Source organism: Plectonema cf. radiosum LEGE 06105 (assembly GCF_015207665.1).
Taxonomy (GTDB): Bacteria; Cyanobacteriota; Cyanobacteriia; order Cyanobacteriales; family Nostocaceae; genus Rivularia; species Rivularia radiosa_A.
The window spans coordinates 117831-126958 of record NZ_JADEWL010000004.1; the positions used below are offsets into that span (position 1 = coordinate 117831).

General features: G+C 40.0%; 6 protein-coding genes. 2 read left to right on the plus strand and 4 right to left on the minus strand.

Going from position 1 to position 9128, the window contains the following annotated elements; all coding sequences use genetic code 11:
• The first annotated feature begins 269 nt into the window (after window positions 1–269).
• Window positions 270–626: a group I truncated hemoglobin gene (locus IQ247_RS02275; protein ID WP_193916605.1), complete on the plus strand. Its 357-nt coding sequence runs from the start codon at window positions 270–272 to the stop codon at window positions 624–626.
• Window positions 627–689: 63 nt separating this feature from the next.
• Here the strand turns inward: IQ247_RS02275 and IQ247_RS02280 are convergent, their stop codons facing one another.
• A complete protein-coding gene (locus tag IQ247_RS02280) occupies window positions 690–1901 on the minus strand; it encodes an RNA-guided endonuclease InsQ/TnpB family protein (RefSeq protein ID WP_193916607.1) in 1212 nt (403 codons plus the stop codon).
• A 241-nt stretch (window positions 1902–2142) separates the two neighbouring features.
• On the opposite strand from IQ247_RS02280, the gene glpK reads away from it, so the two are divergent.
• Window positions 2143–3663: a glycerol kinase GlpK gene (gene glpK, locus IQ247_RS02285; protein ID WP_193916609.1), complete on the plus strand. Its 1521-nt coding sequence runs from the start codon at window positions 2143–2145 to the stop codon at window positions 3661–3663.
• A 95-nt stretch (window positions 3664–3758) separates the two neighbouring features.
• On the opposite strand, the gene ileS is transcribed toward glpK, so the two are convergent.
• From ileS to IQ247_RS02300, 3 genes are all read right to left on the minus strand, one after another.
• Window positions 3759–6647, minus strand: coding sequence for an isoleucine--tRNA ligase (ileS, locus tag IQ247_RS02290; protein WP_193916611.1), 2889 nt, complete (start codon window positions 6645–6647; stop codon window positions 3759–3761).
• A 233-nt stretch (window positions 6648–6880) separates the two neighbouring features.
• Window positions 6881–7981 (minus strand): RRXRR domain-containing protein, encoded by a 1101-nt coding sequence (locus IQ247_RS02295; protein WP_193916613.1) that lies wholly within the window; start codon window positions 7979–7981, stop codon window positions 6881–6883.
• A gap of 296 nt (window positions 7982–8277) precedes the next feature.
• Window positions 8278–8976, minus strand: coding sequence for a group II intron reverse transcriptase (locus IQ247_RS02300; RefSeq protein WP_228059412.1), 699 nt, complete (start codon window positions 8974–8976; stop codon window positions 8278–8280).
• Between the last annotated feature and the right edge of the window lie 152 nt (window positions 8977–9128).

A 9128-nucleotide genomic window follows, 5' to 3' on the forward strand; every position in this document is an offset into this window, starting at 1 on the left:
GGCAATTATCTGGTAATACGATCCTGTAAAAGCTCAAAACATCCATACAGGTATCGAAAACTTCTAAAAATAACTCTAAGCAGCTAAAAAGCTAGTTAAAGATACTAACCTGACACTTAGTGGTAAGGAGTTTCTAATTGCAATGGCAACTCAAAGTGGTGGTCTAGTTAAGCAAAACTTCAGTCATGAAGCGGGAATTCTAATGTCACTAAGTAGATGCTTAGTTTAGTACTTCAACACTGTACATATTCGCTTCAAAGGAACAGGACATGAGTACATTATACGAAAAAATCGGCGGACAACCTACTCTTGAAAAAGTCGTCGATGATTTTCATAAACGTATTATGGCAGACAGCAGCCTCAGTGGCTTTTTCTCCAACACGGATATGGAAAAGCAACGTAATCATCAAATTGCTTTCTTTTCTCTAATTCTGGGTGGCCCCAAAGACTACAATGGTCGTAGTATGGACAAAACACACACAGGGATGGGTTTACAGCAGCCACATTTTGATGCGATTACCAAGCATTTAGGTGATGCAATGACTACATCTGGAGTATCTTCTGATGACACAAAAGCAGCACTCGAAAGTGTTGAAAAATTAAAGGCTTCTATCTTAAACAAGTAATCCGATCAATCAAGTAAACTACTCGTTGATTATTGGTTACTAGTTTAAAAGAACAGTAGTAAACTACCCACACTGTACCGTCAGGTCAGTGTGGGCTTTTAGTAGCCCTGAACTGTCTGTGCTGAGATTGCAACATAAACAGTTCGAGCCTCCAGGCTGGTTTACAACAGCCCCAATAGCAGCAATATTCTTTGCTCCGTTTAAATCAGCGTCACCACTCCACCCACAGTTTCCACATTTGAAACGTTTATCAGAACGCAATCCAATATATAGACATTGATGGCAAGTTTGACTGGTATAAGCAGGAGGTACAGCAACAACATCAACCCCGTATTTGATACCTTTATATTCCAAGAAAGAACGCAATTGATAAAACGACCAAGAGTTAGAGCGCCTACGCTCAGTTTTATTTCGCGGCTGTTGATTTGTTCTTTCTCGAATACCAGTCAAGTCTTCGATTGCCACCGACGCATTGTTTTTTAATGCATTCTGAATAATGGATTTGCTGATGGCGTGGTTCAACCATTGTTGAAAGCGTCTTTCTTTACCTGAGAGCCGTTGCAAAATCTGTCTCGCGCGACGGCGAGTAGACCTTGTGCCTTTCGAGGCTTTTTTCTGCAAAGACGCTCTTACTCTGGAAAACTTATCTCTAGCATTATTAATTTGCTTACCGTCCCACTTATCACCACTGCTAGTTACGGCAATATCTCTACGCCCAAAATCAACACCAATTACCTTGTCCGATTTTATGGGCGTAGGTGCTTCTTCTTTAAGCTGTATATGGATGTAGTAGCTACCATCACGGTGTTTGCATAACTGGGCACTTGTTGGCTTGCGACCTTTAAGCTTACCGCGTTGATAATTGCCAACATCCAATTTCACGTGTTCCCTGCCATTCATTAAGGTTAAACTAGCAGTCCAATCTTTCTCTCTAAAAGCAAAGATTCGAGCGTCATAATCAGCCGATGTCGGCTTAAATTCCTTAACTGGCTTACTTTTTTGTTTGGCAGTTTTGCGTTCGCCGCAGGCGCGGCTTCGCCGTATAGCCCCAACCCTGGCACATGCACGAACAGCTAAATTTGCACTTAATCCAAACAAAGCACGAATCTCGTTATAAACCAGATTTTGAATAGTCATCTTACTAGTTATAGTCGGCTTAACTTTCTGGTTGGCGTAGTTACACGCATCAGCAAAAGCCTTTAGTACCAGTTCAATTTCTTCTACTTGTTTTTGAGAGGGTTTGAGTTTGCAAACTAGCGTCAGCACTTGTTCCATGACTTCGACCTAATCACTTATGAACAGAATACACTAAAATAGCCGTGTTGTATCAAAGACTTATTTGGCAAAAACGAAACGCCTCTCGACACTGACCCTATAGGGTTCAGTGTGAGCCTCCTTGCGGTAGTAGGTGAAACTCCCTCGGCTTGAAAACTGAGGGTTTCTTGCTTCATAGCAATTGTTAAGGATAGGGTAGTGTCAAGGTATCATAATATAAATTTGTCAGTAGTTAAAAAATATGATCAATACTGGGGGCAGTAGAAATCAACAACCAAGCTATATTCTGGCTTTGGATTTAGGAACTACAGGAAATCGTGCTTTTATATTTGATGCCCATGGTCAAATTGTCGGACAAGCATACAAAGAACTCAAACAATATTATCCCCAACCGGGATGGTTGGAACATGATGCTCTAGAAATTTGGCAAGCAACGCTTTCGGTAATGCAAACTGCGATCGCCTTATCCCAAATTGAACCGAATCAAATAGCTGCTATCGGTTTAACCGTACAGCGAGAAACTTGTTTACTGTGGGATAAAAACACCGGACAACCTTTATATAAAGCCATTGTATGGCAAGACTGCCGTACAGATCAGCTTTGCAATCAATTAAAAAATCAAGGTTTAGCAGAAGAGATTTATCAAAGAACTGGATTAGTTATTGATGCTTACTTTTCGGCAACAAAGCTTTCCTGGTTATTAGAAAATGTTGCTGGAGTTAACCTCGATAATGTTTTGGCTGGCACAATTGATACTTGGATATTGTGGAATCTTACAGGTGGAATGCATCGAACAGACCACAGTAACGCTAGTCGAACAATGTTGATGAATTTGGAAACTTGTGATTGGGATGAAACCTTATTAGATTTATTTAAAATCCCCCTCAGCATCTTACCGCAAATTCAACCGAGCTTGAGTCATTTTGGAGTTACTGATAAAGCTTTATTCGGAGTTTCCATTCCCATTACAGCTATTTTAGGTGACCAACAAGCATCTTTATTCGGTCATGGTTGCAATCGTCCCGGTTTAATGAAATGTACTTACGGTACTGGTAGCTTTTTGGTGGCTCACACCGGCTCTAAAATAGTGCGATCCCAACATCAGCTTTTGAGTACGGTAGCTTGGACTCAGCTAAATAAAAATGGTAATTTAGATATCAACTATGCTCTTGAAGGTAGTATGTTTACTAGTGGGGCTTGTATCCAATGGTTGCGTGATGGGCTGAATTTAATTGAAACAGCCGCTCAAACTGAGGCGATCGCAACTCAAGTCGAAGACAATGGGGGAGTATATTTTGTGCCTGCATTCAGCGGATTGGGCGCACCTCACTGGGATATGAGCGCCAGAGGTGCTTTTTTAGGGATTACCGGAGGAGTCAAGCGAGAACATATGGTACGTGCAGTTTTAGAAGCAATTGCTTATCAAGTCAAAGAAGTAGTAGAAGCAATCAATGCCTATAGTAATATTGCGATCGGCAAGTTAGCTGTAGATGGTGGTGCTTCTAACAATAACTTTTTGATGCAGTTTCAAGCAGATTTGTTAGGTATTCCCATCGAACAGCCAACCATACGGGATACTACAGTTCAAGGTATCGCATTTGCTGCCGGTTTAACCATTGGCTTATGGAATGATTATTGCGAATTAATCCGAAAAAGGCAAATAGAAAAAGTATTCGAGCCGAATATTGATTCTCATAAAATTCAAGAAAATTATACTACTTGGCTGATTGCTGTGGAACGGGGAAAGCATTGGGTAGAATGAGACTCATATGTAAATTTAACTTACTCAGATGGGTAAGATTGATTTCTACACAAATAATATGTATCACCGTTAAATAACTGTATAATTCCTAACTTTTAAAATTCTCCCCCTAAGGCACTAACACATCGTTCACACAGCAGCGGATGTTCTTTTGATTCTCCTACATGAGTGGAATAATTCCAACAACGATCGCACTTTTCTCCATCTGAAGAAGTTACACCAATTTCCCAGTTATCTGTCTGCAATTTGTGTTTACAGTCTTCTATTCCAGTAGCATCTAAGATTTCTGCTTGGGAGGTAAGGAATAAATACCGGAGTTCGTCTACACCGTTATTACTGTTTTCGTTCAGTGATTTTACTGCATGACGCAATTGTTCATCTTTAACGTAAAGTAAAACTTTGGCTTCTAAGGAAGAACCAATCATTTTATCGATTCTGGCTTCTTCTAATACCTTATTTACATCATTACGGATTTGACGGATTTTATCCCAAAATTTGACTAATTCGGGATTTTTCCATTTTTCTTCTAACTGTACCCAACCTGCTTCAAATACCGATTTATAAGCAGTTTCGTAAGGTAGAAATTGCCAAATGTCTTCAGCCATGTGAGACAATACCGGAGCAATGGCTTTTGTTAAATTCTCCAGGGCAATTTGCATTACCGTTTGACAACTACGACGGCGAGATCCATTTTCACTACTAATATATAATCTATCTTTACCTACGTCTAAATAGAAGTTGGATAAATCTACAATACAGAAATTCTGTACTGTTTGGAAGAAGCGCGAAAATTGAAATGTCTCGTAAGCTTGGGTAACTTCGGTAAATACTTCTGTCATCCGATGCAGCATATATTTGTCAATTTCGGCTAAATCTTCAAAAGCTACTGCATCTATTTGCGGATTAAAATCATGCAAATTACCCAACAAGAAACGCGCTGTATTGCGAATCTTGTTACGGATATCCATGATTTGCTTCAAAGTATTCTTACCAATACCTACGTCGTTAGTGTAGTCTACCGAAGACACCCACAACCGCAACACATCAGCACCATAAGCGGGTTCCTGCTTCTGATTTTTCCCCCCTTCAATCACAATTTTAGGGTCAATTACATTACCCAAAGATTTACTTTGCTTATAACCTTTTTCGTCTAAAGTATAACCATGAGTCAAGACAATTTTATAAGGTGCGATACCGTTAACTGCAACGCTGGTAAGTAAACTCGATTGGAACCAACCCCTGTGTTGGTCGGAACCTTCTAAATACATATCAGCAGGATAGCGTAATTCGGGACGCTGTTCAACGACCGATGCCCAGGAGGAACCGGAATCAAACCATACGTCCATTGTATCCGTACCTTTACGGTACTTTCTGACGTCATTACGGTATCTTTCTGGCATTAAATCTTCTACAGATAATTCCCACCAAGCATCAGTTCCTTTTTCGGCGATGATGGCTTGAACGTGTTTGATAATATCTTCGTTCAACACTACTTCGTTGGTTTCCTCGTCGTAGAATACCGGAATCGGTACACCCCAACTGCGCTGACGAGAAATACACCAATCGCTTCGATCTGCAACCATTGGAGTAATCCGATTTTGTCCTTGAGCAGGAATCCACTGTACTGATTTAATCTCTTTAAGGGCTGTTTCGCGGAACTTCTCCACTGAAGCAAACCACTGCTCGGTAGCGCGGAAAATCGTCGGTTTTTTAGTCCGCCAATCGTAGGGGTATTTATGAGCGTAGGGTTCGTGTTTAATCAGTGATTTGGCTGCTGTTAAAGCATCAATTATTGCTTGATTGCCTTCACTAATTTGGTTATTTACACTGACAACTTTTAAACCGACAAATTTACCTGCTTCCTCAGTAAACTGACCGTTTCCATCCACTGGAGCTAAAATTGGTAAATTATAACGCTGACCGACAATGTAATCTTCTTGACCATGACCGGGGGCAGTATGAACCAAGCCGGTACCGGATTCAGTGGTGATATAATCTCCGCCAATAATTACCGGACTTTCGCGATCGAATAATGGGTGACGGTAAGTTGAATGTTCTAAATCCTTACCTTTGAAAGTCGCTTTAACAGTTAATTTAGTGCCGAAGGTTTCTGAAAGACGCTCTGCTAAATCCGCAGCGACAATTAGATATTTAAACTCAACTGCTGGCAAATTCTCAACTTCCACCACTGCATAATTAAGCTCTGGATTCACTGCTACAGCTAAATTACCGGGAATTGTCCAAGGTGTAGTCGTCCAAATTGCTACTCCTAAATCGGGTAGAAACTCTGATAATTGAGCTTTCACCCCATCCGCTAAATTAGTCATCGGGAAAGCAGCGTAGATACTCGGTGAAATATGTCCTTCGGGATATTCCAATTCAGCTTCCGCTAAGGCAGTTTGAGAACTAGGACTCCAATGTACGGGTTTCAAGCCGCGATAGATATAACCCTTCAAAAACATATCGCCGAAAACAGCAATTTGTGCGGCTTCGTATTGAGGATCAGAAGTTAAATAAGGATGCTCCCAATCGCCCCAAACGCCGTATCTTTTAAAGCTTTCTCGCTGCTCGTTGACGGCTTCCATGGCAAAATCTTTTGCCTTTTGTCGCAGTTGTAAAGGCGTTAAACTCTGCCTTTCTGCCGACTTCATATTTTGTAAAACTTTCAATTCAATCGGCAAACCGTGACAATCCCAACCAGGGACATAATGAATTTTACGACCTTGTAATATTTTATAGCGGTTAATAATATCTTTAAGAATTTTATTTAAAGCGTGACCAATATGTAGCGAACCATTTGCGTAAGGTGGTCCGTCATGTAAGATAAATAATTCGCCGGGATTCTCTTGAGAAAGGCGTTCGTAAACTTGATTATCATGCCAAAACTGTTGAATTTCCGGCTCACGTTTGGTAGCATTTGCCCGCATATCAAACTTTGTTTTAGGTAAATTTACTGTATCCTTATAGCTTCCTGATTCAGTCATTCGATTTGGGATTTGGGATTTTGGATTTTGGATTGCTTCTTTTTGAAGACTTTGATTTGTAATTCCGATTATGGTAATCTTACCAAAATTTAGCTTGAAGAAAAATAAGAAAGGAATTGGGCTGCTTTAGCAGCTAAATTTTTAAGAATAACCATTAATTTTCATAAAAAATTCTCGGTAGTAAGGATGCCTCAGTCTTTTTAAAGCTGAGAGGAAAAACGCCTCGCGTGGTTTTAACCACCTTGGACTTTATATTTCTCAGACGTAATAATCAAACCTGTGGAACGTTTTAACAATTGCACTTTCTTAGGGCTGCACTGTCCCAACCTATTCCAGTGAGAATCACTCACTGACACAAGTCTTTCAGTATCTCCACTTATCCAACCAAAAAACGTTTTATCTCCCTGAATAGCTTTAACATAATCTCCTTTCCTAAACCCATGTCTAGTAACAGTTCCCCCGTATTTACGCCGTTTCCCTCCCTTAGCAGGTACCATTAAATGCAATTGTCTACGGCTAATAGGTGGTCGAGAAATTATTAAGAATAACGAATCTGTTAAATTTAATTTTCCTTTCCATGCCATCGTATTTTTATCAATTATTCCGTAACTTAACCAGTGACTAGCCGCAAGTGCAATACCATCTACAGCATGGGTTTGAGGAATTTTAAGTGATTTATTACCTTTTTTTTTTTCTAAACCTAAGTGTTTGCGTGTAACAGATGTTTGATACCCTTCTAACGTTTTAAAGTTAAACAGTTTAGAAGCATTTTTAAGTTTTTCACACATTAGTTTTTGCCCAACCATTACTGGACTAAAGCCTTTATTACCTTTTGCTTTGACAACTTCGTAAATTACATTAGTTACAGGGTAAAGTTTGACAATTAAATAAAGTAATCTAAGCTCTAAATTTTTATTAGTTTTGATACTTGGAGGCATTCCCAACTGTCTACGATTATTAAATCTAGCTTGTCTGTGAGAACGTTTTGAGTAGGGTACTTTACGGTTAATTCTTCTACCGCGTCTACTTCTCCGCATCATTGCCCGTTGTAACATTCTTTTAGTTACGTTTTTAAAAGGTAATTCTACGTGAGCAGTGAGTAAAGTATATTTTTGAGAGAGTACCGCAATTCCCGTAAACATTTTACCGGGGTCTATACCTACTGCAATATCTTGAGTTATGTTTTCAGCTTCTACTAATAACTGAACATAATAAACGTTTAATTTTGACCATTTACCTATCGCTTTACCTTCTTTAATCCAGCGTCTAGCACGGCTAGGTTTACTGGGCATTAAAGGTTTATTGTTAATTGATAATACTGGTACTCTTTGCATGGAGATAATCCTTAGAGTAAAGTTTAAGTCCCTTCGCACACCGTTAATAAGATGTCCTTTCTTAAGGCAAAATGCGGTGTGGATTTTCCTCCCGCATTATTGCCGCCAAGCAACTGAACAAACAGTTTTAGAGATAATCCGAGCTAGGGAAACACCCGGTAGTCTGTACCAATTAACGGCTCAAGTGCTAGTCAATACTACGCAAGATTTGTTAGAGTCGATGGGAGGTATTATCCTCCGCACCTCTCTGTTAGAACCGGACGTGCGCCTTTAGGTGCATCCGGCTCCCGATATTCTTAGGGAGTTGCCCTTTTGCTCATGTGTAAGTAGTCGTGGCAGGATTCGTGGATTGCTAGGAGATTTTTAGGTTTCCAGTTATCATGGTTCCCGTCGATGTGATGTAGATTTACTCGTTCTTCGCTTGTAAATTTCATTCCACACTGACCACACGTATGGTTTTGCTTTTTTAAAGCTTTAGAGGTTTCGTCGTCGTATAACTTACTATTGCGTTCGCTCCAGTAAGTTAAGTTTCCGTCGTAAGGCGTTTTATTTGCGATAACATTATCGAATCCGTTTTCGGAATAAGGAACCGATGGGAACGCTTTATCTAGGAGAGATTTACTAGAATGGCGGCTATTCCTTGATTCTTTATTGAATACCTTGTAGGTTCTGCTTTGTATGTGCCAGAGTGAAAATCTTGCCCCATCCATTTTACAGTACCTATGGTAGTTCCTCCAACCTCTAACTATTGGCGCTAGCTTTGTGGCTTTTGCCTTAGAACCATAGTTAGAGCAGTTGATTATGGCTTTTACTTTCTTACGAAATTTTTTAAAGTTATCCGTTGATGGAGTACTTTTAAATTTTCCGTTGCTTTGCACTTTGAAGTGCCAGCCAAGGAAATCAAAACCATCTGTCGCTGCGGTTACTTTTGTCTTTTTCTCACTTATCTTCATTCCTCTTGCTGCTAGAAATTCGTTGATTTTTTCAAGTATCAAATTGCCATCATCTTGTGGTCTGAGAATTAGTCGGGTAGGTCGGGGATATTGCTATCCCTTTCCCCCCTAAGAACCGGACTTACAAGTTTTCCAAGTATCACGGCTCAAGCAAATCACGCAGGCTTCCCGTAATGTATTTGCTGGTGACACAT